Source organism: Thermohalobacter berrensis (genome assembly GCF_003609645.1).
Lineage (GTDB): Bacteria > Bacillota > Clostridia > Tissierellales > Thermohalobacteraceae > Thermohalobacter > Thermohalobacter berrensis.
Genome location: NZ_MCIB01000034.1, coordinates 36,899 through 62,537, shown reverse-complemented (window position 1 = coordinate 62,537; position 25,639 = coordinate 36,899). Strand labels below are relative to the sequence as shown.

The following is a 25,639-nucleotide window of genomic DNA, read 5'->3' as shown; positions in this document are numbered from 1 at the left end:
TAATTTACACCTCTTTTATAATACTATTTACTCATCTTTTACCCAGTAAAATAACAGATAAACTATCTTTTCCTCTTATTTTTAGCCTTTATAAGCCTAGAGGTGTCTAGTTTTTGTTTTTCCCTTTGACCCTCAGTTTTATTTAATTCCTTTTTACTTTCTACTTTTTTCTTACTTATATTCTTAGTTTTCTTTGACTCATCTTTTTTCCTATTGTCTAAGGGATTAAATCTAATGCTAATATTTAGTCTCCTTATTGCAATATCTAAAATAAATAGTACTAAAACTATAATTAGAAAAGCCCTTGATAAATCCTTTATACCGTACACTTCCTTTAAGTTACCCTTAAAAACCTCCTTAGGATCTGTAATAAACTTACCACCTGAGGTAACTGAAAGTTGTTTTAATATGTTCCTTGAAGTACTATAATCATATTCCTTTGAATAATTTACAGCTATAGCATGATTTGCAGTTTTTACTCTCTTACCTTCTTTAGATTGATTAACTTTTATTAAATATACTCCCTTTTTATCAATAGTTATTTCACCATAATATTCTCCTGGTTTAGATAAGTCCAAATTTATCTGTCTTTTTTCAAGATTTGGAGTTATAATTAAAGCCTTAGTTTCATATTCCTGATTAAAATTATTTCTATCTTTAGCTGAAATTTTAACTTTATTTCCTTCTAAATTAGAGGTTATTGATAACCCCTTGTTATTCTCTAGATTAGAAAAGGTCCATTCTACTATTCTCTTAAAAAACTCTATACCTTCATTAGAATTAAGATATTCCATTGTCCACTTTCCATTCATATCTGACATCCATGCAGCAGATTTTCCTAATCCATATTGCCATATAGCAAGGATAGGATCCTCTTTATCACTCCATAAAATGACCTCTGCCCTCCCTTTAGGAGATGTACCTATATATCCGTCTAGGTTTAACAATCCCTTGCTAAAAACATCTAATACTTCATGATACTGTCCAATTAAAGGTGTAAATGTTCTATTGTTTATATATGCCTTTGATGCTAAAAAAGCTTCCTTTGTAAATATTTTTGGTATATTTGAAGCCTCATCTACATAATAATATCTTCCCTTTCCCTTGTTAGCTAAATCTTCTAAAAGGTAAGTATCTGCACCCTGTCCTACTGCTACAGTTGATATAGTTATCCCTACTTTTTTCATATCATTTATAAGTTTTTCATATCCATGCTTTTCAGCTTGTCCATCTGTAAGCAATATAATATGCTTAAGCTTAGTATCTGCATCCTTTAAAGAGTTATATGCTTCTTCTAGGGCTGGTATTATACTTGTTCCTCCCTCTGCCCTTAAGGTCCCAATAAGTTCTTTTATTTTTTCTCTATCATCAGTATTTCTTAATTTTACTACCCTCTCTGTGCTATCATCAAAGGCGATAACACCTATTTTATCTTTTATTTTTAGTGAATCTAATGCTTTAATAGCAGCTTCTTTAGCTAATTCAATTTTACTTACTCCATATTGTTCTGAACCCATACTACCTGATTTATCTATAATTAACATTAAAGCTAAATTAGGAACTTTTCCATCTATTTTCATTTCCATATTAACTGGAAGGATTTCTTCCAAAGGAGTTTTATAATATCCCCCTAAAGCATAGCTGTTTTCTCCTCCTGTTACAAAAAGACCTCTTCCATAGTCTCTAACATAAATCTTTAAGGCATTAATAAAATCGTTATTTAGATTTTCTAAGGATACATCACACATAACAATAGATTTATATTTCAATAATTCACTTAATGAATGTGGAGCTTCCCTTGCCTTTATATAATCTACACCTATATTGGATTGTTTTAATATTTTATTTATTTCCCTACCACCATTACTTGTATCATCCACTAAAAGTATTCTAGGTCTACCTTTAACTTCGGAAAAGGTAGAGTATGAATTGTTTACAGTTTTTGTATCATCCTCTGGAGTTATTAATGCTCTATATGATTTTAACCCACTACTAGTTGCTTTATCCTTAAAAACAAACCTATTTTCTCCTTTTTCAATAACAACTTCTTCTTCACCAATTTTTACTCTATCTGAATAAAGGGTAAGCTTTCCCCTTGTTTTGACATTACTCCATATGTGAACATTTATATCAAATTTCTGATTTTCATATAATTTGTCTGGAACCTCAATTTTTTTAATTTGAACTTCACTTTTCAATTCACTATCCACTCTATAGATCTTAAAGTCAATATCATTATATTTTATTAGGCTTCCCTCTTTAATGCTATTTCCTATATTCTCCTCTCCATCTGTAAATAAAACTATTCTCTTTTTTGTTCCATTAGGAATTAACAATCTTGAAAGCCTTAGTCCATCTTCTATATTAGTAAAATTATTACCTGGATTAGTCTGAAATTCCGTTAAATCTAATCTATCTGTTAAAGTATTTTCCACTTCCCCCTCTTCACCAAAGGTAACTATCCCTACTCTGTCCTTTTTAGTTGTGTATTCTAAAGAATCATTTATAAAATTTATAAAATCATTATGATTTTTTGTAGTACTTTCCGATAAATCAACTGCAAATATTGTTGTAACTGTATCTACATATGATTTTAATGTCAAACCACTTATTGATAGGATCAGTAGTATGAAAATAAGAGTTCTAATTCCTAATATAGCTCTCTTTTTTGCTTTAGACATTCTATTTAAGTTATTTGATGTATAAAAAATAAATATTGTACTTAACGGAATCAAAAATAGTAAAAATGGATTTTTCAAACTAATATCCACGATTATACACCACCCACTCTAATGCCAGAAAAATAAGTGCTAACCAAATAAATAAACTTTGTAAACTGCTATAGACTTCACCTTTATTATCACCTAACTCAGTTGTAGTACCTTTTAAAGTATATTCAAAGTTAATATTAGATTCCTGTTTGGTATTTATATTTGTAGCGAAATAACTTATAATATCTCCACTAGCAGACTCCTGGATTATTTTGTATATACCTGTTTCATTTGTATCAGTATAAGGTGCTACTGGAAATGGCGGAGCTATTTTTTTCTTTAATCCACTAGGGGTAATAACATAAGCTATCTCAGTTTTAGGTAAAATTTCAATATTTATCTCTTCTCCAGAAAATATTTTTATGTTTTCTTGCCCCTTTATATTTAATGTGTAATCTAATATATTACTAATAAAAATCGGAAAATCAGTCTTAAGTGGAAAATCTGTTTCATGTAAATCAAACCCTGCTATAATAAACTTTTGTTTGTCTTTCATTCCTTTTACCATAACTGGATAATCATTTAATAACAGAATTGGAACTCCCCACTTAGGTGTTTCAAACACTTTCATTCCCCTTGAAGCAAAATCCATATCTACATAATTAAACAATTCATCTTCCTTTATTTTTAATTCACCTTCCATTACCTTACCCTTTACATTGATTATTCCATTATTTTTAGGTGGGTCAAATATTACAATATTTCCATCCAAAGGTAATTTATCAGGTATCATTCCATCATAAACATATAAATCATAACCTCTTATATCTTCTAAGATTTTATTTGACTTATAAAGTTCAACATTATTATTTAATGATATAGCCTTCTCTAAAAATAGATTTCCCTTAGTAGTAAGTAAAACTTTTTTATATAATGTATTTTTAATAACATGATATCTCTTATTATCAATTTTTAAATCATCATTTATATCTATTTCTGCCTCTAATAACCCAGAATTGGAAGGTACATCAAAATATATATTTCTACTATTTTTTCCTTTGATAGTTACTTCCTTCACATCATATATTTCATTATCTACATAGAGGGTTAAGTCTCCAGTCTTTTCTAAGTTTGAATAATTTGTTACAGTAATTAATACACTCATTTTTCCATTATCTACAGCATGTGTTAATTTTTCAATAGCTATATTTTGGCTTTTATCTTTTTTTATATTTTTTACTGTTATATTCTTTAGCTCTTCTTCTATACCTTTATCTGTATAAAAAATTACTCTATAATTTTTCATCCCTTTTGTCATTGCTCTAATTAATGATAAAGTATCTTCTATATTATCACTGCTATTGCCTACCTGTATGTTTCTTAGTTTTTTTCTAATTAATCCTTTATCATTACCCTTATTTAATAATATTTCCGGTTTATTTCCCATAGTTATTAAGGTTACATAAGACTCTTTTCTTAGATTGTCAACAATTTTTTCTATTTCTTCTTTTGCCATATTAAATCTACTTTCTTTAATATCTGTACTCTGCATACTGGTAGATTTATCTAGCACTATAATTAAGTTTTCAACATTCATACTTTCTGATATGATATAAGGTTCTGTAAGGGCTAACACTATTAAGGTAAATATTAAAATCTGTAATAAAAGAAGTAAATTCTTTTTTAGTTTTTGCCAAGGAGTATTGGCTTCCATATCTTTTATTGCTTTTTTCCAAAGATAGGTACTAGATATTTCAATCCTTTCATGCTTCTTTTTTAGTAAATACATTAAAATTATAGGAATTATTCCAAGTAAAAATAGAAAGGATATTGGAGAATAGAAATTCATTGTATCACCTCAAAATACCAGCCTTAATAAGGCTATCAAAAATAATTTTTTCTAAAGGTGTTTCATTGGATAAAAATGTATAATAACAACCATACTTTTTACATATTTCATTTATATTGTTTAAAAATTTATTAAGGTTTTTTTCATATGCCTTTAAAATAGAATTGCTACCTGAAATATCAATCTCATTTTCTGTTTCGCTATCTATTAGTTTAACGTCCCCCCTAATTGTTGGATTAAGTTCTTCCTTACTTAAGATTTGTAAAACTATAATATTTTGTTTCAAATAAGATAAATACTTTATTACTTCTTCAAAATTATCACTAAATAAATCAGATATAATAATCGATATTCCCTGTTTATACTGATTTTCAGGAATAAGGTTTAACATGTCCTCTCTACTTTCAAATTTAACTTTTTCTAAAAAGTTTATTACTCTAGATGTCATATTTTTTCCTTTCAAATATCCTGTATTATCAAGTTTGCCATTGTTAATAGTATATAAATTAATCCTATCAAGATTAGCTAGGCTTAAATAGGCAAAAACCATAGATAAATTTAGAGCAATATATGATTTCTTTGGAGAACCAAAGGCCATTGATTTTGAAGTATCTAAAAATATATTAATTGAGGCTTCCCTTTCTTCCATAAAAAGTTTTACAAAAAGCTTTTGAAATCTTCCATAGGCATTCCAATCTATTTTCCTAAAATCATCTCCTGGAACATATTCCCTATAATCTGAAAACTCTATTGATGACCCTTTGGCCTTAGATTTTCTACTTCCACTATATCCCTTATTTAATATAAAGTTAGAATTTAACTTTAAGGTTTCTAATTTTTTTAATAGAGAAATATTAATTTTGGAATTTGCCATTATTACCAATCCTTTTTTATAGTTTGTATCAAAAAATGAGACAGAAACCCATCTCCTGCCTCATTAATTAATTTCATTAATTATTTCACTTATTATATCTTTACTAGTTATTCCCTCTGAAACTGCCTCAAAGTTTAGAATAATTCTGTGGCATAGTGCAGGATATACCACATAGTTAATATCTTCAAAGGCTACATTAAGTCTGCCCTCCATTAATGCTTTAACCCTTGAGGCTTTGACAATTGCTTGTGCACCCCTAGGACTAGACCCAAACCTTACATATTTTTTAGTAATTTCTGGACTACCTTCATTTTCAGGATGTGTAAACAATATAAGTTTCATTGCATAATCCATAACAGGTTTTGCTATTGGTATTTCCTTTGCTAGGTTAATCATTTCAATTATCTCTTTTCTATCAGTAACCTTTTCAATTCTATCTTTTTCTTTCCCTGTTGTTAAATTTACTATTTCTGTTAATTCATCTTTACTTGGAAATTTTATATCTAATTTAAACAAAAATCTATCCATTTGTGCCTCTGGTAAAGGATAGGTTCCTTCCATTTCTATTGGGTTTTGTGTAGCAATAACAAAATAGGGTTCTTCTAACTTATATGTTTTATTTCCTACAGTTACACTTTTTTCTTGCATCGCTTCAAGCATTGCACTTTGTGTTTTTGGTGTTGCCCTATTTATTTCATCTGCAAGGACTATATTACTAAATATTGGTCCCCTTTGAAAGCTAAATGTACTTTTTCCTTTTTCATTTGTAATAATATTCGTTCCGACTATATCTGCTGGCATTAAATCTGGAGTAAACTGTATTCTCGAAAATTCCAAATCTAAAACTTGTCCTATTGTTTTTACTAATTGAGTTTTACCTAGTCCTGGAACACCTTCTAAAAGTACATTTCCTCCAGATAATATTGCAATTATAGTTTTATCTATTATTTCTTTTTGACCAATAATTCCCTTACCTATCTCATCTCTAATCTTTTTTATTTTTTCAATAGTTTTTTCAATCTGTAATTCTAAATTACTCATATTAGCCCTCCGATTTTTTAGGTTAAATAGCATCATTATTTCTTATTAATAGGCTATTTCTGCAAAATATTTTTTCACTATTTCCTTCATACTTTCAGGTATTACCTTACTATCTATTTCCTCATAAGCCTGTTTTTTATAAGTATTTATAACTTCATTATATGGAACAGATTCACCTGTAATATCACCCATTTTTTTTACTTTAATAATATCTTCACTACCTGATTTATTTAAGGTACCCTTTAGTCCACTTTCTTTCCCTTCAACCCCTAGATTACTAGGAGCAAATACTTTCTCATAATTCTCTACCGTTTTTTCTGATGGTATACTTGCACCATTACCACCCTGTCCTGTAGATCCACTATTTCCATAGTTTGAACCATTACTTGTACCATTCCCTGTACCTTCACCTTGCCCATTATTTCCCCCTGTTGAACTATTCTGATTACCACTAGATGATTGATTACTATTACTGTTTCCTAATGCCACAGCTTCAGAAGTAGTATTCTTTAGTCCTTCTGTTACGCTAATAGCTTTATTTAATCCCACTGATATATTTTCTCCATTCATAATATTACTAAGTGTTTCACCTAAATTATTCATATTCTGACTTATTAGTGTACTATCTGACATATTACCACTTATTGTTGAAGCAATATTATTTAATACATTAGAAACCTTTGGATTTTCGATTCTACTTGACAGCTCTTTTAATTTTTTCGACAATTCTTTTATTTCTTCTTTATCCATTCTTTTTAGTTGTTCTTCCATTTTTGCTATTTCTTCCATCAAGCCCTTATAATCTTTATTATTTAAGTGTTTAGATAAATTTCTAGTAAATTCTTCACTTCCTAATTCTTTAGCCAGCTTTTTTATTTTTTTGTCTTGAATCTCTTTGGCTATTTCATTAATTTTTTTATTGGTCTTTATAGCTTCTTTGGTTATATCTTTAAATTCTTTTTGATTATCTATTTTTTTCCTTAACCTTTCTAAAGCCCTTTTTATCTCTTCCTTTTCCTCTTTGGTTAACAAATTATCTTTTTCTATCAATTTTTCAACCTTTTCAATCTCTTTTTTCTTATCTTCTATTTCTTCTAAGTTTTCTTCAATCTCCTGGGCTGTTATATATGATTTTGTAGGAATAAAAGACACTAAAACCCCAGTAAGAATTAAAACGAAGGATAAAAGGACTATTGTAACGGGTGGTTTTATAGAAATACCTTCTTTATAATTAATTTTTTTCAAGTATTCTATTGCATCCTCCTTTTGAAGCTTTGCAATCACTGAATTATCTTTGCTTAATTCTAGTGCTGTTACTACCCTTTCCTTAAGCCCCATACTATCCACTATAAGGGCAACTTCCCTATAGGATGGTCTTTTATAAAAAGAATATAATATCCCTAAAAATAAAAACATCAAAGCTAATAACATTATCTTTTCAAATAAAAAGGTAATAGGTATAAACCTAGATATTATCATAAGGATTAACGACATTATAGACCATAAAGTTGTTGCATAAGAAAGATAATGTATCAACCTTTTTAGATATATCCTAAATCGTATGGGTTTTAAATATTTAAATAAATTTTTTTCTAACATTAATATTTCACCCTTTTATTTAGCTTTAGACTTACGTTTAAAGCTCCCCATTGGATTTATTTTTATTGATACTAAAAATAAAAGTATGCTTGAAATAACAATATCTAAACCTAGATTTATATATAATGGAACTAAAGTATCCCAAGTATCTTTCTTAAGCCATTGGGAAGGAATAAAAATTTCCCCTACCTGTTCTGTTAAAATAGAAGATAGGCCTGATAATGGATTTAAATAAAGTAAAAATCTTTGAAAAAATGTTATATCATTGTTGCCTGTATTTCGTAATAATTCCATTGAAAATACAAATAATACAAAGGTACCAGCTGTTAAGAAAAGAGTTATTAAATAACTTACTATAGTTGATGTGGTAGTTTTTCTAAAATAAGCTGATGTAAAAAGCCCAATACTGCCAAAGTAAAATGCATTAATAATATAAAAACTAAAAAGGATTAAAATATTTCCCGGGGAAACGCCACCAAATAAATATAAAATGCTTAAAATTGGTAAAGACACTATTAGTAACAGTAGAATCTGGGCTAAAGAAGCTGTAAGTTTTCCAAATACAATAGAAAAGCTTGAAAGTCTACTACAGATTAATAAGTCAAATGTTCTTCTTTCCCTTTCTCCTGATATACTACTTGATGTTGTTGCTGGAACAATAAAAACTATTAGTATCATCTGGAATACAGTAAGAACGTAATAAAGTCCCTTTATATCACTTGGTCTAATCCCCATACTATATGGTGATAGTAAATTATATGCCTCAAGAAAAACAAAGACAACCAATACTGATAAAAGCAAAACATATATCGAAATCATAGCAGGTGTTTTCCATGTTCTCATTCTGGTTTTTATTTCTTTTTTTAACACAGGATTTATCACTCTTCATCACCCTTTGTCACTTTCATAAATATTTCCTCTAAATTACCATCAACTGGATTAAATGATACAACTGGAATACCATTATTTATGAGTTTCTTTATTAATTGTACCATCTGATCTTCTTCTCCGTTAAAAGATATCTCAATAAACCTATCATTTTCGTAGACTGAATCTATATTTGGTTCTTCCTTAAGTAACTTTATTGCCTTTTTCTTTAAATCTAATACCCTTATTCTTATTATATTTGTTTTATTAATCTTTCTCATTATTTTATCAACTGGTCCACTTATAACCAACTTACCCTTTTCCATTATGCCAATACTTGTACATAGCTCAGATAACTCAGGCAAAATATGTGAACTAATTATAATTGTTTTTCCCATGCTTTTTAATTCCCTTAATATCTCCTTCATCTGAATCCTTGCCCTAGGGTCTAATCCAGAGGCAGGCTCATCTAATATTAATAGCTTTGGATTATGGATAAGACTTCTTGCAAGACATAGCCTTTGTTTCATACCCCTTGAAAGTGAATCCACATATTCCCCTTTTTTATGTGTTAAATTTACAAGATGGAGCAAATCTTCAATAATATCTTTAATTTCTTTTTTAGATACTCCTCCAATATCTCCATAAAACTCTAGATATTCTTCCACTTTAAGATTATCATATACTCCAAAAAAATCTGGCATATATCCTATTTTTGTTCTTACTTCTTTTAAATTGTTAGAAACTTCAATATCATCAATATAGATTCTTCCTGAAGTTGGTTTAAGTAGGGTTGCTATCATTTTAAAAGTAGTTGTTTTACCTGCCCCATTAGGGCCAACCAATCCAAATATTTCTCCTTCTTTTACTTGAAATGATAAGTTATCTACAGCTTTGATATTTCCATATTTTTTAGTTAAATTTTCTATTCTTAACATCTATCTAACAACCCCTTCTACTGAAAACTCTGGAATTAATATTCTATCTTTTCTACCATCTATAGCAATTGTTACCTTTGTACCTTCAGAATTGTTATAATATACCTCTTTATTTTCACTATCTATAACAATCATTCTACTATCATACTTATCCCATTTATCAGTTTTATAGTTGTAAACATATACATTTTCATTTCTTGTAATATTTGCACTTCCTAAGTCTATAGTCATTTTATTTAGCTTTATATCTGTATTTAGTTTATAACTAAGGACAACTTCTCCCTCGCCAAAGAATTGCTTCATTCTATCATCATAGGTTAAATTAGTTACATCCACAATTTTAGGTTCTAACATTCCATAGGGGATTTTTACTTCTTGTCCTTTTTCATATTTAACTTCTACAGGAATAACTACTAAACTTTTTACGTTTCTATTTGCATATGCTCCATTAACCTTTATTTCTTTTATTAAAGGCTTTGTATTCCATCCAATAATCATAATATCTTCCATGTCATTCCTTTTAGTTTCGTAATATTGTTCTAATATTCTTCTTTTAGTTCTTATATCTATTTTATTATCTTGATTACCTTGTTGAGTTCCATTGTAAGGATATAATTTAGTAATCAAATAATGATATGATTTTATTTTGTTAATTTGACTCTTTGTACCTGTAAGCTGCACATTTATATTTTTAGTAGCTCCCTTTTTTATATCTCCTATCTTTTCAAAGCTATCTCCATATATTAAGACAGCATCCTCAACATCCATATCTGTTAAATTTTTAATCGTACCAATTAGTCTATCTTCACTAAAGGTTATATCCTGTTGAATCCCATTATTTAGATTAATAAACTTTTTTAATGATATTGTCTTTACATCCCATAATCCACTTTCTCTAAATACTAAATGGTTTTCTTTTCCTTGATAATTTTCTAAAATAATATCACCATCTTGCAAATTAGCACTCTGATATCTGTACATATTATTGTCATGCGATATATAAATATCATCAGAAAGACTTACATCAATATCTCCCTTTTTAAATGGCATGATACCTATAGTACTTTCTATCTCTGCTATATCTGCATCTGGTTTTACATTAATAACATTTACACTATTTACAATTGAGGCTCTAAACTGTGTACTTGTTCCCCAAAAATAAATTAAACTGGAAAAGACTAAAACTATTATTGGAACAGTAACCCAACCAAATTCCCTTTTATCTAGTCTTTTTAAAATAATATAATTTAGAGGACCAACCATTATTATAAAAATACTTATTATTCCAATTACTAATTTAAATGAAGGTAATCTATCCTTTGGAACATATCCTACTAAGTATTCTGTATTGTATATACTTGTAGGTCCTTTCGATTCGTATTTTATTAGATTTTTAATGCCTATACTTTCATTAACAATATTATTCATTACTTCATTTCTTCTGTTAAACTCAGTAAAAGGCTTTAATCCTAAATCAAAGGCTGTAACAATAATATTTCCCTTTCCTATTTTCTTTTTATAGATTAATTCATTATTCTGTTTTTTAGCCCCATCTATTTTTAGTTTTGCTATCTCAAGTGGAATTTCACTTTTATAATTAAAAAATCTGTTTGTTTTATCCCTTTCTAAAACATCTATATCCTGAATACTTTCTAATCCCTTTAAAGTCTGTTGGTAATTAGGGCCTGTACCAATTATAAGGGTACCACCTCTTTTTACCCAATTTTTTATTGCCAATACCTGATTAGTGCTAAATTTTTCTGTGTTATAGTTGTTTATAACTAAAACATCAAAACTCTCTAGCATGTATGTGTTTTCTGGTAAAAGATTATTTAAATTTAAAATATAATAAAACCTTTTTTCACCATTCATGATTTTATAGTATAAGTTGCTAAAGTATCTAAGACTATCATAATCATCACTAATTATACCTATTGCTCCTGTATCCATAACCTTTAATGGACCTACATTAACTTCATCTTCCCAGAGAAACTGTCCATCATTATCAATTATTCTTACCTTTAATAGATTATAAATATAATGTTCGTTAAGTAGTACATTCATGTTTATTTCCTTTGTTGTTCCTTTAGATATATTTAATTTTTTACTATAAAAAGTATATAAACTATCATTTCCCCTTGGGGTTCTAAAAAAGACCTGAACCTTCCCATCTATATCCTTGTAATTATTTTTAACCTCTACCTTTAAAGGAATAACCTTTCCCAATTTATAATATCCATTAAAACCTATGCTTACTTTAACTTCAAAATCTTCTATAGCATGGGATGTATTACAGAATATGTTAGTAAATGTTAAAAATATAAATGCTATTACAATGATTTTAGCAACTTTTTTGTAAATACTCATACTTATCCTCCTGTCTTTATCAATTAATATATTAGACTCATAGATTACTTTTTTGTTCCATTTATAATAACTTAATTATAACATAAAAAAAGCGAGCAAAGCTCGCTTCCGCTAGGGGAACCTTAAATATAGTATTTGTCTTTGTTTCAACAATTCATAGAAATATACTTTATTAGACAATAACAAAGTCAAGGTTTTGTATGTTCCTCTACAACATAAAATTTATTTTAAAATTTTCTTCAAAGCTTTAATCTTATTTCTATATGGTGGGTATCGAAGATTTATATCAAACATATTAGATTTTTTAAGTATACTCTTATAGTGGGTAAAGGTGTCAAAGCTTGCCTTACCATGATAACTACCCATTCCACTATTGCCAACACCACCAAATGGAAGGTAACTAGATGCAACATGTACTATAGTATCATTAATACAACCTCCACCAAAAGGAATATCCTCTAATACTTTTTTCTCCTTTTCTTTATTATTTGAAAAAAAGTATAGTGCTAGTGGCTTAGGCTTACCATTAACCTTATTTATTACTTCATCTAAATCTTTATATTCCAACACTGGAAGTAAAGGACCAAATATTTCATCCTTCATGATCTCAAAATTCCAATCTATATTATCTATAATAGTAGGTGAAAGATATAAATCATCTTCATCTACCTCTCCACCATAAACTATTTCTCCATCTTCTAATAATTTTGATAATCTTATAAAATGCTTCTTATTAATAATACGTGGATAATCGGGACTTTTTCTAGGATCATCCCCGTAAAATTCTTTAATATATTTTATTATATTTTTTATAAGCCCTTCCTTAATATTTTTATGTACTAATAAATAATCTGGTGCAACACAGGTCTGGCCTGCATTTAAGAATTTTCCCCAAGTAATTCTCTTTGCTGCCAAATCTATATTAGCTTCTTCATCCACTATACAAGGACTTTTTCCACCAAGCTCAAGGGTTATAGGAGTAAGGTGCTTTGATGCAGCTTCCATTACTATCTTCCCCACCCTTACACTACCTGTAAAAAATATATAGTCAAATTTTTGTTCTAATAAAGACTTGTTTACTTCTGATCCACCTTCAATTACAGTAATAAAATCACTTTTAAAATTTTCATTTATTATTTTAGATAATATCTTAGAAGTGTTTGAAGAATACTCAGATGGTTTTATAATTGCACAATTACCTCCAGCAATTGCTCCAATTAGAGGTGATAAAACAAGCTGAAATGGATAGTTCCATGGTGCAATTATAAGGACAACCCCATAGGGCTCAGGGTAAATAAAACTCTTTGATAAAAAGTGGAAAATTGGAGTTTTTACCTTTTTCGGTTTAGTCCAATTTTTTAGGTTTTTTATTACATAATCAATTTCATCTAAAACTATCCCTATTTCTGTTGCATAGGCTTCAAAGGGTGGTTTATTTAAATCATCCTTTAAAGCTTTTAATATTAATTTTTCATTTTCTAATATTACCTTTTTTAAATGTTTTAACATCTCCATACGAAAGGAAATATTTTTTGTTATTCCCTTTTCAAAAAAATTTTTCTGTTTTTCGACAATTTCTCTGTGTTTTCCCATTGCTACACCCTCTCTTAGTAAATTGTTTTACTATACATATTAAAAAATTTGTCATAATTTGATAAAATATTAAAGACGGATATATTTAATTTTTATACCATTATTTGATTTTAAATTTTAAAAAAGGAGAATACATATGAACATTTATTTAATGTTTAACGAGGTTTTAATACCCCTTTTAGAAGGATTAAATATCCTTTTAATATATTTAGTTGTAATTAATAGAAGGGAGTTTGTCAAAAAACAAAAACTGAAATCCTTCCTATTTGTATTTACATATATGTTATTTTCATTTTGGGCTTCTTTAAGTTTACCTATGGGGTACCATACTATTCTTATTTCTATATTTATAATTATATCCCTTTCTCTTATTACATCATCAAAATTGTATATTTCTTTAATATCTGAAATACTTACAATAATGTATTTTATAGTTACTGAATTTGCTGTTTTAGCTTTATTTTCTATGCTTACTAATTATGATACTGCTACAATAGCGAATAACCCTGATATAAAGTTGCAGTATTCTTTAATTGTTAAGGGAGTTCAATTTTTAATAACCTTTTTAATATATAGAATGAAAAAAAGTTTCTTCCCTAATCTTACTACATATTCACAAAATGGAATAATATTTTTCTTAGTATTAGGAATATTCCTAATGGGCATATTTATTTTTAGTTTAAATTATGTTGTGGCTAGTAAAGTAAATATAATTTTATACGAATCTCTATTATTATTAATATACATAGTTTTTGTAATATTTGGATATATAATTTTTAAGGAAAAAACACAATCATTAAAAATAAAAAATAAGCTTGAATCACAAAAAGAACATATTAAGAATCTTGAAACTGTTATAAGTCTAATAAGAAAAGAAAAGCATGATTTTGCTAACCATATAAATACTATATATGCAATGTGCTTATTAAATAAACCTAATTCTCTAGAAAGAATACGTACATATTTAGAAAAAATAACAAATAAATTAAAATCATCATATCAATATTTCGATACTGGTAATGACTATGTAGATGGACTGTTATTAGTTAAAAGTAATTATGCATTTGAAAATAATATTCATTTTGAGGCTGACTTTGATGAAGCTCCCTTAGAATTAATATCTATAGATAATAGTGAATTAATAAGTATATTAAGTAACATTATAGATAATGCCTTTGAAGCTATAATGTCTAAAGATGTCAATGAACAAAAGATAGTATCAATATATACATATATTGAAAATGGTATGTATAATATATCAATTGCGAATACTGGTCCTAAAATTTCTAATGAAGATTTAGATAAAATTTTTGAGAAAGGATTTTCTACCAAAAAGGAAAATAAAAAGGACCATGGTTATGGTTTAAATATAGTAAAAAGTTTAATAGAAAAAAATAATGGAGAAATTAAAGTTACAAGTACTGAAGAGGAAACAAACTTTTTAATAAAGTTCAAACTTAACCAAAATAAATTTAATAATATTAAATCTAATAGCAAAATTCTACATACAACTTTTTAGTATATCAATATCTTTACATTAATTTTATGAAATTGAATCAATACACATTTTTTGACATTTTTTTCAAATAATATATGTTATAAATATGTTAAGGACAAGCTATATAAAAATTTTAAAGGAGGGCTATAAATGAAAAAACTTACTATCTTTATTAAAAGAAATGGTTTAAAAATTTTATCATTAGCTGGTCTTTTAGTGGGAACAAGTGTAACAACAACAGGTTCTTTACTACTTTCACAACAGGTTAAGTGTCCAAAAGAATTACTTAAATAAGGGATGGTTTTCATCCCTTGTTTAAGTTTATTAAAAAGGATGATTTTATGGGAAGATTAGCTGAAATAATCTCAAAATCAATAAAAGAAAACAACCCTAATTTAGACAGGATACAAATATTAAAGATAAGATATGGTTTAGAGTGCTTATTAAATGAGCTTTCAAAAATTATAATATATATTTTTATTTTCGCCTTTTTTGACTTATTAGAACATTTTTTTGTAGCCCTACTTTTTTTCTGTATTATAAGGGCTTTTTCTGGAGGTTATCATGCAAATACTTATTGGGGGTGTTTCTTTTTAACCCTTGGAATCTTCTCTACAAGTATATTATTAGGGGTTTCTTTTTCTTTACCTATGTATTTTAAAGTATTTGTTATAGCTATTTCAATAATAATTGCAGCAATTTTAGCCCCTGTAGATCATCCTAATAAACCTATATTAAGTGCAAAAAGGAGAAAAATTTTAAAATATGTTTCTATTATTGTTGTAATCAGCCTTTGGTCTATAAGTTTTCTACTTCCTAAGTTATTAAGTAATATTGCAATAATTACTATACTACTTCAAACTTTAACTTTGCCATTAGGTAAAATTCTAAATAAAGAAACAGTACAATCGTAAATGTACTGTTTCTTTAAATTAAGCCCTTTTTAAATATTCTATTCGCTTTTTTATCCTTTTAGCAACATTCTTATCCTTTGTTTTTAATAATTTAAAATAATCATTAATATCTCCATTGTAAATTAATTTCTCATCAAATAGTATAGTTTCTAAAGCCTCCCTTATTTTATTTATGACCCTGAAGTCTTCTTTATTTTTGTTATGTATTGTAAGGTAGTATATAGCTATACTTAAAGCTTCAACAACTCTATTTTTAGAAAAATTTTTACCTAAGCTTTCTTTTATCTCTTTTACTCCTTCAATTTCTCTTATATTTGCACCATTTAATAATGACTTAATATATCCTATAACACATTTATCTCCTTTACAATCACCACATTGTTTTTCTCCTAAACAAATATCTGCTATTGTCTTTTTTAATAAATGCGTATATTCATATAAATCAGCTGCCACTTCTTTATATAGTGAAACTGTTTCTTTTCGTTTTCTCAAAGTAGGTTTAATAATTAAATATGTAACAAAACTTAAAACAGAAAAGAATATTAACACATTTTGTATATTTATATATTGATCTGGTAATGTATTATAAAGTTTTGAAATTCCAAAGAACATGAATATGGCTGCTGATAATATCTTAAGTGTAAATTCTGGTATTCTATTTCCAATTTTGCTACCTATAAATATTCCTAACCCACTTGTTAATATCATACCTGTAACTGTTCCTATCAATACAAAGAAAGGATATGCACTATCAATTGAAAGGGTTATAGCCGTAAGCTGTGTTTTATCACCTAATTCTCCAATAAAAAAGGCCATAGATACTGTTAAAACGGGGCCCAAATTTTTATTATTATTCTCATCTTTCTCTTCATCATCATCCTTTAATGTCCATAATGCAAAGCCAATAAATAAAAATCCTGCAATAATTTGAATTAAATTTATTGGTATAAGCCTTGAAAGATAAGAACCAACGAGTACTGCTATACCATGATTAAGAAATGAACCAATAAAAACACCTAATAAAACCTTACTTACTGTAAACTGAGTAGCAAAGGTCATAGCTAATATCTGAGTTTTATCTCCCATTTCTGCCATAAAAATTAGAAAAAGTGCCTCAACAAATTCTCTGAACATGCTTAAACCTCCTAATATCTAAGAAGGGGAGCGAAACTCATAATTTAGTTATTCTTCAACTAAATTATAGGTTCGCCCCCTTATATACTTATATCTTAACAAATAAGCATGTTCAGTATACCACCTTTTGTATAGAATTACAAGTAAGAATTACCATCTAGAGGAATTAGTACCTGTAAAGGTGGTTCTCCTTCTGCAAGACCAACAGCGTATACAGTATAGAATCTATTTGGCTTAAGTGTCATGTTTGGAACATATAATACTCTTTGGTCAGCTCCTGTAGGATATGCTTCCAGTGTGTATGTTCCAGGGGTTACTGGTATATAATTTGTTGCTTGTCTATACCCTACATTTCTAAATAATGTAGTTCCATCTGGTAACCTTATGTCTACATTTGGTGCACCTGGAGATAAATGAGCAAATCTAACATAAACTCTTCCTGGAGGTATGGTTAAACGTGGCTCAGATATTGGATATAAACTAATATTATTAAGTTTCCCTGTTGCAGCAACAGTAAATATTGAATTTGGTTGAATATTTATATCTTGGTTTATAACTGGATTAGTAGTTCTTCCTGCTGGAAATACCCTTACATTATAATTTCCAGGATTAAGCTGTATATACTGAGTAAAATTTTTATAGGCTAAATTTGATGCAATTTTTCTATTATTTACATAAACATCAACTGCAGGGGCATCTGGAGATGCGTGAAGAACTCTTGCATATGAAACATTTCTCTGTACTCCGTATATATCACTGGGATAATAGTCATAGTAATCATACATAACTTAACTCAACTCCTTTTAAAGCTGCTACTATAATATATGCTGTTGTCCAAAATTTGTTAATAAAAGGGTATTCTATTTTTATAAGTAAATTAAGGTAAATTTAAATTAATTTTAGTCTATATATACGTTAAAAGTAACACATTTAAAATATGTGAATATTATAAATAGAAAATAGAATTGTGGAATTTTTTATTAATAATTAATGGAGGTTTTTTAATGAAAAAGTTAAATGAAAACCTAATGAAACTAATTAATATGAAGAAAAACGAAATAAACAGTATGAAAGAAGTAGGATTAGAAGAACTTGAGGATTTAAATTTAGAAGTGGCTGTAGATGGCGAAGAGGAAGTAGAAGCAGAAGTTGAAGAGCCTGTAACTGAAATTAAAGAAGATCCCAAAGAAGAAAAGCAAAAAGAAGATAATAAAGTAGAAGCAGTAGAAGACCTTAACAATTTTAAAGAAGTTGTAGAGGAACGATGTGATAATAATAATGTAACTATTGACTGCTCTATAGATGATAGAGAACAGGTTACATTTGAACCGTGTGAAGATAATAAAGATATTACACTTTTAGGACCTGATAGGGATGGTATAGTAATAAAATGCCAAGCAAGACTATTAAATTTAAGGGTTAGACTAAAAAATGTTTGTAAAGGAAGAAAAATAGCTTTAGGTGTTCTACTTTGTGAATTTGACAGTGAAGGAATTTTAAGACCTAGAGGCCTAAGAAGTGCTTTAATTGAGGTACCTAATGATGGTAATACGCCTAAGTGTACTAATGTTAATGTTAATGAATTATGCTTTGTATTGCCTGACAATAATATATGCCACAAAAGAAGAGTATTTGTAAAGGTAATAGCCCACTATGCAGATTTAAATCCTAGAAACTTCTGTCTTTAAAATATAGCCTCTCCCCATAATATAAGGCTACTGGGAAAGTTCCCAATAGCCTTATTTGTTTGATATATCAATGATAGATAATACTAACAATTTTACTCCATTTTTTAAATCTGACTCATTAAAATCGAACTCTGCTGAATGGTGACTTCCTTTTAAATCACTACCGAGCATAATAAATGCTGACTTTCCACCTTTTTCCTTAACTCTTTTCATCATATAAGTAAAATCTTCACTTCCACCTAGGTCTTTTTCCTTTTTATAAACATTGTTAAAAGAGTTAAGTTTTAATGCGTTTCTTCTTATTAGTTTTATTAATTCTTTATCACTCGTACCACTTTCAGCTTCACCCATTCCTTCAATTCTTAGGCTGACATCATACATATCAGCAGATGATTTTAAAATTTTGTATGCCCTTTCTTTCATATAATCATTTAATTCTGAGGTATCTCCCCTTGTCTCAATAACAAGATGTGCATTAGAAGGAATTACATTTCTTCCTGTACCTGCTACAAATTTGCCTACATTTATCCTTGTAGCACCCTTGCTATGTCTAGAAATACTATAAAGGTTTAAAACAGCACTAGAAGCAGCAAGCAAGGCATTTTTCCCTGCTTCTGGTTCAGCTCCTGCATGTGAAGGCTTACCCGTAAAATATGCATCAAATTTTGAAGTAGCTAAAAATCCCTTTGTCCCTGGGACAAGCTCACCGGATTTTTTAGCTTTAAGTCCAATATGTATACCAAATAAAAAATCTACATCATCAACTACTCCTGACTCAACCATTGCTTTTGCCCCTCTTACTCCTTCTTCAGCCGGTTGAAATATTAATTTTACTGTTCCCCTAAATTTATCATTAAATTTCATTAATGCCTCTGCTACTCCTAATCCTATAGCAATATGTCCATCATGACCGCATGAGTGCATTACTTCTTCATTAACCGATGAAAATCCCTCTCTATAAGGAAAATGTTCTTTCCCTTCACTCTCTTTAACTTGAACTGCATCAATATCAAATCTTAATCCTATCGTTGGACCTTCTCCATTTTTTAAGACTCCAACTACACCTGTATATCCACCTTTGAAATGTTTAACAAATTCTTTATCTGCTCCTTGCTTTATTGCCCTTTCATAATGGTTATTTAATGAACTTTTGGAAGGAAGTCCTAATCTTACATCATCTTTTATTACTTCTTTGCCTAACCTAATATCATATCCTAGCTCATATAATTTTCTTGCTATTATTGATGCAGTTCTAAATTCAGTCCATCCTGCTTCAGGATATTTATGAAAATCCCTTCTATATCCTATAATTTTGTTCTCAATTTTATCTACAAATTCATTAATTACATTTATCATTTTCTTTCACCTTCCCCCATTTTAAAGCCAATTTAACAAGAACTTTTACAGCTATGGATAAAGCTTTTTCATCAAAATCAAATCTTGGACTATGTGGAGGATATACATCCTCATTTTCCTTTCCATACCCTACCCACATATATACTGATGGAACTTCTTTGGCAAAATAAGCAAAATCCTCTCCTCCAGTTGCAGGTCTTTCTATTTCTACATAATTATTTTCACCTAATATATCTTTAATAGCTTTTCTAGCTAACTCTACCATTTTTTCGTCATTAATTGTTGCTGGATATCCGAAATTATAATTTAAAGTAGCTTTACCTCCCATCAATTCTGCTGTTTTTTCTACTATTTCTTTTATTCTAGTATATACCTTTTTCCTAATTTTTTCATTATATGTTCTAACAGTACCTTCAAGTGTAACTTTCTCTGGTATAGTATTATACCTTGTTCCTCCTATAAACTTCCCTATTGTTAATACTGCCTGTTCAAAGGGGTCAACATTTCTACTTACTATAGTCTGCAAGTTATTTACAATCTGTGAACCAATAACTATTGGGTCGACTGCTTCCTGTGGTAAAGAAGCATGGGCTCCCTTACCTATAATTTCAATGGTAAAAGGATCAGATGATGCCATTATTGGTCCAACCTTTGTACCAACAGTCCCTAATTTTAAAGCAGGCCATAAATGTAATCCAACCATAGCATCCACATTAGGGTTTTTAAGGACACCATCTTCTATCATATATTTAGCACCGCCTCCATTTGGTGCATCTTCTTCTGCAGGTTGAAATATCAATTTAATATTTCCTTTTATCTCATCCCTCAATTGTATTAATAGTTTTGCAACCCCTAAACCTATTGCTGTATGCCCATCATGACCACATGCGTGCATTACTCCTTTGTTTTTAGAAGCAAATGGAAGATTAGTTAACTCATCCATTTCTAAAGCATCCATATCAAATCTTAATCCTAATGTTCTACCACCTTCTTTGCCTCTTATAATTCCCACTACTCCTGTAGTATAATATCCTTTTTCAACTTCTAAACCTAAACTTTCTAATACTGATACTACTTTACTAGATGTTTTGTATTCTTTTCTACTAGGCTCTGGATATTTATGTATATTTCTTCTATGTTCTATCATCCAATCTTCAATATCAGCTACTAGTCTATTAATTTTATCATTAAACATTAAATTCCCCCTTGCAAATTATTAAATTAAAGATAAAATACACTTTAGCGGAGGTTTAAACCTCCGCTAAAATATAATTTACTTACATATAAATTCCTGCACCTGGTCCTAGTGGTAATGCAAAGAAATACCACACAGCCAACATTATAATCCAAACTATTCCAAAGGCTATTGTATATGGCATTATATAGGATATAGCAGTTCCTATTCCTGATTTTTCATCATACTTTTTCATAAATCCTAATAAGATAGGAAAGTAAGGCATTAATGGTGTTATTGCATTTGTTGTAGAATCCCCAATCCTATAAGCTAATTGTGCAAAAGCAGGTGAATAATCAAGCATCATAAACATAGGTACAAATACAGGAGCTAAAAGGGCCCACTTTGCCGATCCACTTCCTATAAATATGTTTATAAATGTACTTACTAAAACAACCCCTATAATCATAGGAAGTCCTGTAATGTTTAACATTTTTAAAATATCTGCTAGTTTAACAGCTATTATCATTCCTAAGTTAGTCCAGTTAAAGTAGCTTACAAATTGGGCAATTACGAATACTAATACTATATAGCCTGCCATACCTTCCATTGCTTTAGTCATAAGTTTAGGAACATCTGATTCAGACTTAATTTTACCTACTGTCTTACCATAGGCTATACCTATTGCTATAAACCAGAATAATATAAATGGAACTATTCCCTTTAAAAATGGAGAAGGGATTAAGCCTCCATTAGCATTTCTAAAGGGTGAATTAGAAGGTAAAAGTGCCAATACAACAATTCCCCAATAAATTAGAGTAACTATACCTGCCTTTTTAAGTCCCTTCGTCTCTAATGCTGTTACTTTAAATTCATCTTCATCAGTAGATATATCGGTCTTTTGAACGTATTCTCCCGCTTGTGGCTCAACAAACTTTTTAGTTACCCATGCACCTACAAATGTAAGTATAATTGTTGATACTACCATAAAATAGTAATTAACTGTTGGAGCCACAGTTATTCCTGAATCCATAACCTTGGCAGCTTCTTCTGTAATTCCTGCAAGTAAAGCATCTGTTCCAGCAATAAGTAAGTTAGCTGTAAATCCAGCACATGCTGCTGCATATCCAGCTGCTACCCCTACCAATGGATTTCTTCCTGTACCATAAAATAATGCACCAGCTAAAGGTGGAACTATAATTATTGCAGCATCTGATGCAATATTTCCACAAATACCTATAAGGAAAACAGCTGCTAAAAGAAGCTTCTCTGGTGCACCTAGCATGAATTTCTTCATAAATGCTGACATAAGCCCTGCCTGTTCTGCCAAGCCAATACCTATCATCATTGATAATACTAATCCTAATGGCCTAAATCCTGTAAAATTACTTATTAGATTTAATAGCATATAGCGTATTCCTTCTGTACTTAAAAGATTTTTTGCTTCAACAACTGTATCTTTAGTTGGATGGTCTACACTTACTCCTGCCATTGCTGTCACAAATGATATAACAACCATAAGTAAAGTTAGAATTACGAATAAAGTAAATGGATGTGGAAGACGATTACCAGCTCTCTCAACAAAATCTAAAAATCTGTAAAATCCTGATTTCTTTTTAGTGGAGACTTTAGTACTCGGCATTAAATTCCCCCTTTTCTTTTTATTTTTATATGTATTTTTAATTCATTGATTTTATGAAGCTTGTTCAAATTTTTGTTACATATGAATAAATATATAATGGACAGCCAGATAAAAGGCTGTCCATTTTGTAAATTATCTATAAATCTGTTGTGATACCCTATCTTCATATCTATGAATATGACCATCAACATAGGTTGTTCTACCGTTTATATAGTGGATATGACCTCCTGGAACTGGTATTGGTACACTTGTATATCCGTAATACTCATGTCTATGCCTATCATTTAAAGTAGTATATCCTCTATAATAGTGTACATGCCCTGCTCCAGTGGGTATAGGTCTACCAGTATACCCTTTATATCTGTGAATATGACCATCATTGAAAGTAGTAGCTCCCTCATATTCATGAATATGATTCCTTCTATAAGGATATCTTCCTCTATAACTATCCATAATAATTCCCTCCTTAGAAGTTGTCCCTCTTCACTTATAAGATATTCATGGGAATAGGTATTGTTACTTTTAAATAATCTGTTTTAGCATATTTAGTAACTTTTTTGTACTAGCTTGAATAGTGATATTAGTAGATAGACCATATTTTTTAGGAGTTGATTTTATGCCAAATGGATGTCCTCCCAGAACCATACCATATACAATTAGACCTGGTGATACTCTTTATAGATTAGCTATAAGATATAACACAACTGTACCAGCTATTGTTTCAGCTAACCCTTTCATAGATCCTAGAGCACTTAGGGTAGGTTCAAGAATATGTATACCTACACAGCCAATATACCCTGCATGTCCTGAAGGAAATTATTATTTCATAAAATCAGGGGATACACTTTATTCTATAGCTAGATTCTATAATGTATCCTTAGCTGATTTAATAGAAGCTAACCCAGGAATCGACCCAAATAGATTAAGTGTAGGTCAGGTTATATGTATCCCATTAGCTACACCTCCAGTAACCTGTCCTGAAGGTACAACAACATATACTATTCAAAGGGGAGATACTTTCTACTCAATTGCAAGAAGATACGGTATTACAGTTAGAGAATTAAGAGAGGCTAATCCTAACATAAATCCAAATGCATTATTAATTGGACAAAAAATTTGTATACCACAAAGGTAAAAATACCCTCTAGTAAAAACTAGAGGGTTAGTTTTTTATCAATCTTTTATTTATTTTTAATATATAATAAAATTATAATAATAGAAAAGTTTTACTAAAGACAAGGAGGATAAAATGGGTAAGAAATTTAAAGCTAAAAATATTGAAAAGCTTGACAATCCTTTAAGAAGGAAGGTTTTACCGCCTAAAAAGATTATAAAGGAGCTGGGTATTCAAGGTGGCTTACATATAGCTGATGTTGGATGTGGTATAGGATATTTTACTATTCCACTTGCAGAACAAACAGGCGAAAAAGGGAAAGTCTACGCTATTGATATAAACCCCATAATGTTAAATGAAATTAAGAAAAGAGTAGATAAGGAAAATATAACTAATGTAGAAATAATTCATTCAGCTGAAAATAATTTTAGATTAAAAGGCAAATCTGTTGATATTGTCTTTACATCAACAGTGCTCCATGAAGTAGATTCACCAAGCAAGTTTTTAAAGGAATGTAAAAGGGTTTTGATGGGTAATGGGAAGCTTTTTATATTAGAATGGAATAAGATAGAAGAAAAAATAGGGCCACCAATACATAAAAGAATAGATATTGAAACTACTAAAAAATTTGTTATAGATGTTGGTTTTAAGGTTAAGAAGACAATAAATATAGGTAATAGTTTCTATATTGTAGATTCTCTTAATTATTAATTCTTATTTAAGCCTTTCTTAATGCTTTTATTCCATTTACAATTCCTTTAGCTCCTAATAATAACCATAAACCTATCAATAACTTAAATAATTCACCTATTATTTCAGCTTTGTATAGATTTAAATTAGGATTTGATTCAGCCATTTTATACATTTGAATTATATCTGTTATAACATTAGATATAGAAAAAGCAATCATTACTAAACCTACTACGGAAAATGCAATATAATGTAATTTATTATAGTCAATTTCTACTCTTTTATGTTCTACTTCTTTATGCTTATTACCTACCATATAATATGACAGCTTATCTGCAAAACTCCAAAGTAAAATGCTTAACATAAAATATAAAATTGCTGAAGTTAATATAGGTAATATACTCCTGTTATTGTTTAATTTAAACATAAATATAGTTGTAGGTATAAAAGAAATAAACTTAATAAAAACATAAATAGAAATAATTTTACATGATATTTTAGCTAAGTTTTTGTAATTCATTTTTATCCCCCTGTTTGTGAAAGTCATAAATTATTATTTCTATACCATTTATCAAATTCCTTTATATTAC

At 29.0% G+C, this 25,639-nt stretch carries 22 protein-coding genes; 6 read left to right on the top strand and 16 right to left on the bottom strand.

Annotated elements, in window-relative coordinates; all coding sequences use genetic code 11:
- Nucleotides 1-62: 62 nt before the first annotated feature.
- The 9 genes from BET03_RS10310 to BET03_RS10270 form a co-directional block, all read right to left on the bottom strand.
- Nucleotides 63-2,771, bottom strand: a complete 2,709-nt coding sequence (locus BET03_RS10310; RefSeq protein WP_120170013.1) for a VWA domain-containing protein — start codon at nucleotides 2,769-2,771, stop codon at nucleotides 63-65.
- Nucleotides 2,761-4,560, bottom strand: coding sequence for a vWA domain-containing protein (locus BET03_RS10305; protein ID WP_120170011.1), 1,800 nt, complete (start codon nucleotides 4,558-4,560; stop codon nucleotides 2,761-2,763). Before BET03_RS10305 ends, BET03_RS10310 begins: the two co-directional genes overlap by 11 nt.
- 4 nt (nucleotides 4,561-4,564) lie before the next feature.
- A complete protein-coding gene (locus tag BET03_RS10300; protein WP_120170009.1) occupies nucleotides 4,565-5,434 on the bottom strand; it encodes a DUF58 domain-containing protein in 870 nt (289 codons plus the stop codon).
- Nucleotides 5,435-5,497: 63 nt separating this feature from the next.
- Nucleotides 5,498-6,508, bottom strand: a complete 1,011-nt coding sequence (locus tag BET03_RS10295; RefSeq protein WP_120170007.1) for an AAA family ATPase — start codon at nucleotides 6,506-6,508, stop codon at nucleotides 5,498-5,500.
- A 12-nt stretch (nucleotides 6,509-6,520) separates the two neighbouring features.
- Nucleotides 6,521-8,074, bottom strand: a complete 1,554-nt coding sequence (locus tag BET03_RS10290) for a hypothetical protein (protein WP_120170005.1) — start codon at nucleotides 8,072-8,074, stop codon at nucleotides 6,521-6,523.
- Between the two features lie 15 nt (nucleotides 8,075-8,089).
- The gene (locus BET03_RS10285; RefSeq protein ID WP_183108828.1) at nucleotides 8,090-8,944 is read right to left on the bottom strand and encodes an ABC transporter permease; all 855 of its coding nucleotides are present in this window, start codon (nucleotides 8,942-8,944) and stop codon (nucleotides 8,090-8,092) included.
- An 8-nt stretch (nucleotides 8,945-8,952) separates the two neighbouring features.
- On the bottom strand, nucleotides 8,953-9,879 hold the full coding sequence (locus BET03_RS10280) for an ABC transporter ATP-binding protein (RefSeq protein ID WP_120170001.1): 927 nt from the start codon (nucleotides 9,877-9,879) through the stop codon (nucleotides 8,953-8,955).
- Complete coding sequence (locus tag BET03_RS10275; RefSeq protein WP_120169999.1) at nucleotides 9,880-12,246, bottom strand: hypothetical protein; 2,367 nt, start codon at nucleotides 12,244-12,246, stop codon at nucleotides 9,880-9,882.
- A 222-nt stretch (nucleotides 12,247-12,468) separates the two neighbouring features.
- A complete protein-coding gene (locus BET03_RS10270; RefSeq protein ID WP_120169997.1) occupies nucleotides 12,469-13,839 on the bottom strand; it encodes an aldehyde dehydrogenase in 1,371 nt (456 codons plus the stop codon).
- A gap of 136 nt (nucleotides 13,840-13,975) precedes the next feature.
- Here BET03_RS10270 and BET03_RS10265 point away from each other — a divergent pair, with 136 nt between their 5' ends.
- From BET03_RS10265 to BET03_RS10260, 3 genes are all read left to right on the top strand, one after another.
- The gene (locus tag BET03_RS10265) at nucleotides 13,976-15,358 is read left to right on the top strand and encodes a sensor histidine kinase (RefSeq protein ID WP_120169995.1); all 1,383 of its coding nucleotides are present in this window, start codon (nucleotides 13,976-13,978) and stop codon (nucleotides 15,356-15,358) included.
- Between the two features lie 129 nt (nucleotides 15,359-15,487).
- Nucleotides 15,488-15,631, top strand: coding sequence for a hypothetical protein (locus tag BET03_RS13690; RefSeq protein ID WP_183108827.1), 144 nt, complete (start codon nucleotides 15,488-15,490; stop codon nucleotides 15,629-15,631).
- A gap of 17 nt (nucleotides 15,632-15,648) precedes the next feature.
- Nucleotides 15,649-16,251 carry an accessory gene regulator ArgB-like protein gene (locus tag BET03_RS10260; protein ID WP_147417154.1) on the top strand — a complete coding sequence of 201 codons (603 nt, stop codon included), beginning with the start codon at nucleotides 15,649-15,651 and terminating at the stop codon, nucleotides 16,249-16,251.
- Nucleotides 16,252-16,269: 18 nt separating this feature from the next.
- Here the strand turns inward: BET03_RS10260 and BET03_RS10255 are convergent, their stop codons facing one another.
- A complete protein-coding gene (locus BET03_RS10255; RefSeq protein ID WP_120169991.1) occupies nucleotides 16,270-17,385 on the bottom strand; it encodes a TMEM165/GDT1 family protein in 1,116 nt (371 codons plus the stop codon).
- A 137-nt stretch (nucleotides 17,386-17,522) separates the two neighbouring features.
- A complete protein-coding gene (locus tag BET03_RS10250; protein ID WP_120169989.1) occupies nucleotides 17,523-18,170 on the bottom strand; it encodes a DUF4397 domain-containing protein in 648 nt (215 codons plus the stop codon).
- 219 nt (nucleotides 18,171-18,389) lie between these two features.
- Here BET03_RS10250 and BET03_RS10245 point away from each other — a divergent pair, with 219 nt between their 5' ends.
- Nucleotides 18,390-19,073: a hypothetical protein gene (locus BET03_RS10245; RefSeq protein WP_120169987.1), complete on the top strand. Its 684-nt coding sequence runs from the start codon at nucleotides 18,390-18,392 to the stop codon at nucleotides 19,071-19,073.
- 51 nt (nucleotides 19,074-19,124) lie between these two features.
- Here the strand turns inward: BET03_RS10245 and BET03_RS10240 are convergent, their stop codons facing one another.
- The 4 genes from BET03_RS10240 to BET03_RS10225 form a co-directional block, all read right to left on the bottom strand.
- Complete coding sequence (locus BET03_RS10240) at nucleotides 19,125-20,429, bottom strand: amidohydrolase (protein WP_120169985.1); 1,305 nt, start codon at nucleotides 20,427-20,429, stop codon at nucleotides 19,125-19,127.
- Nucleotides 20,413-21,624: a M20 metallopeptidase family protein gene (locus BET03_RS10235; protein WP_120169983.1), complete on the bottom strand. Its 1,212-nt coding sequence runs from the start codon at nucleotides 21,622-21,624 to the stop codon at nucleotides 20,413-20,415. The genes BET03_RS10240 and BET03_RS10235 overlap by 17 nt, the downstream gene beginning before the upstream one ends.
- Nucleotides 21,625-21,706: 82 nt before the next feature.
- The gene (locus BET03_RS10230) at nucleotides 21,707-23,245 is read right to left on the bottom strand and encodes an AbgT family transporter (protein ID WP_120169980.1); all 1,539 of its coding nucleotides are present in this window, start codon (nucleotides 23,243-23,245) and stop codon (nucleotides 21,707-21,709) included.
- 132 nt (nucleotides 23,246-23,377) lie between these two features.
- Complete coding sequence (locus BET03_RS10225) at nucleotides 23,378-23,698, bottom strand: YmaF family protein (protein WP_120169978.1); 321 nt, start codon at nucleotides 23,696-23,698, stop codon at nucleotides 23,378-23,380.
- A 163-nt stretch (nucleotides 23,699-23,861) separates the two neighbouring features.
- On the opposite strand from BET03_RS10225, the gene BET03_RS10220 reads away from it, so the two are divergent.
- Both BET03_RS10220 and BET03_RS10215 read left to right on the top strand, forming a co-directional pair.
- Nucleotides 23,862-24,380, top strand: coding sequence for a LysM peptidoglycan-binding domain-containing protein (locus BET03_RS10220; protein ID WP_120169976.1), 519 nt, complete (start codon nucleotides 23,862-23,864; stop codon nucleotides 24,378-24,380).
- A gap of 114 nt (nucleotides 24,381-24,494) precedes the next feature.
- Complete coding sequence (locus BET03_RS10215) at nucleotides 24,495-25,070, top strand: class I SAM-dependent methyltransferase (RefSeq protein ID WP_120169974.1); 576 nt, start codon at nucleotides 24,495-24,497, stop codon at nucleotides 25,068-25,070.
- 7 nt (nucleotides 25,071-25,077) lie between these two features.
- Here BET03_RS10215 and BET03_RS10210 read toward each other — a convergent pair whose 3' ends face one another.
- Nucleotides 25,078-25,569: a hypothetical protein gene (locus BET03_RS10210; RefSeq protein ID WP_120169972.1), complete on the bottom strand. Its 492-nt coding sequence runs from the start codon at nucleotides 25,567-25,569 to the stop codon at nucleotides 25,078-25,080.
- Between the last annotated feature and the right edge of the window lie 70 nt (nucleotides 25,570-25,639).